The organism is Youngiibacter fragilis 232.1, from assembly GCF_000495435.3.
In the GTDB taxonomy this organism is placed as follows: Bacteria; Bacillota; Clostridia; order Clostridiales; family Clostridiaceae; genus Youngiibacter; species Youngiibacter fragilis.
The window spans coordinates 1-1,334 of sequence record NZ_AXUN02000083.1; the positions used below are offsets into that span (position 1 = coordinate 1).

Annotated in this window: 2 protein-coding genes; both read left to right on the forward strand. The window is 48.6% G+C overall.

All coding sequences use genetic code 11. The annotated features are described in order from the left end of the window. Positions 1-76: 76 nt before the first annotated feature. Entirely contained in the window at positions 77-577 is a 501-nt protein-coding gene (locus T472_RS05135; RefSeq protein WP_023383339.1) for a hypothetical protein, read from the forward strand. Beyond that, positions 547-1,200, forward strand: coding sequence for a DDE-type integrase/transposase/recombinase (locus tag T472_RS05140; protein ID WP_023863384.1), 654 nt, complete (start codon positions 547-549; stop codon positions 1,198-1,200). The genes T472_RS05135 and T472_RS05140 overlap by 31 nt, the downstream gene beginning before the upstream one ends. Positions 1,201-1,334 lie beyond the last annotated feature (134 nt).

Genomic DNA, 1,334 nt, shown 5'->3' on the forward strand with positions numbered 1-1,334 from the left:
CCCTATGTGTCAGAATGGTTGTCGTACCCCAATAAATAAAGTATCCTAATAGGAATAGGATGAGGAGGACGACATTATGGCCTATACCAGGAGAGTTAAGGAGACAGCCATCAAGATGATGCTGCCACCCCAGAGCATGCCACTCAAGAGGATCAGCGAGTCTTTAGGGATACCGGAAGTCACTTTGAAGAAATGGAGAACAGAACTGAGAACCAACGGGCACCCGGTACCATCCAAGGATGAACCTGCTGACAAGTGGAGCAGCCAGGATAAGTTCCTCATAGTGGTTGAAACCCTGAAGATGAATGAGTCAGAGCTGTCCGAATACTGTAGGGAACATGGATTGTTCCCTGACCAGGTGAAATCCTGGCAAGAGAACTGCTCAAACGCAAATGCAGATATACCGTCTCAGATTTCAGAACTGATGCAGCAGGACAAGGAGACACAAAGAGAACTAAAACGAGTAAAGAAAGAGCTTCAGAGGAAGGAATCCGCGCTGGCTGAGACAGCAGCCCTCCTGGTGCTCAGAAAAAAAGCGGAAGCGATTTGGGGACCCTCGGAGGACGAGGAAGACTGACCAGCACCCAGGATCGCACAAAAGCCATAGAGCTGGTTGAAGAGGCAGTATCATCTGGAGCAAGCCAGAAGAAAGCCTGCGAGATACTTTGTATTTCCACTAGAACCTACCAGAGGTGGATTAATCCCAATACACCTGACCATGACAGAAGGCCTACTGCAAGCAGGCCTGAACCAAAGAACAAGCTCACCGACAAAGAGAAGGACAGGATACTTCAAGTGGTCAACAGCCCCGAGTATGCGGATAAACCACCGAGTCAGATAGTCCCTGCCCTTGCTGACAAGGGTGAGTATATTGCATCAGAATCAAGCTTCTACAGGGTGATGCATGAAGCGAAGCAGCAGAACCATAGGGGAAGAAGCAATAAGCGCGAGAGCAGGCCTATAAGCTCACACAAGGCTACAGCGGTCAATCAGGTCTGGTCTTGGGATATAACGTACCTACCTGGACCCATAAAGGGAATGTACTATTACCTATACATGATAATCGACATATTCAGCCGGAACATAGTAGGCTGGGAGGTCTGGGAAGAGGAGTCAGCAGAGCACTCAAGCAGGCTCATACGCAGGGCTGTGTTGGGACCGGACTTATCAATTACCATTTTCAGACAAAAGACAATCTAATCAACCTGTGTACACTTGAGCTGATCCGAAGCTCGATTGAACAGCTGGGGACTGTGAACCAGAATACTGAGATGACGCCGGTCGAACAGATGAAAACCTTAGGTCGGGGAATAACCTCATTCATGGTGGTTAAT

Excerpts from the sequence above, each read along its gene's own strand:
- T472_RS05135 (WP_023383339.1), top strand. The coding sequence starts at position 77 with ATGGCCTATACCAGGAGAGTTAAGGAGACAGCCATCAAGATGATGCTG.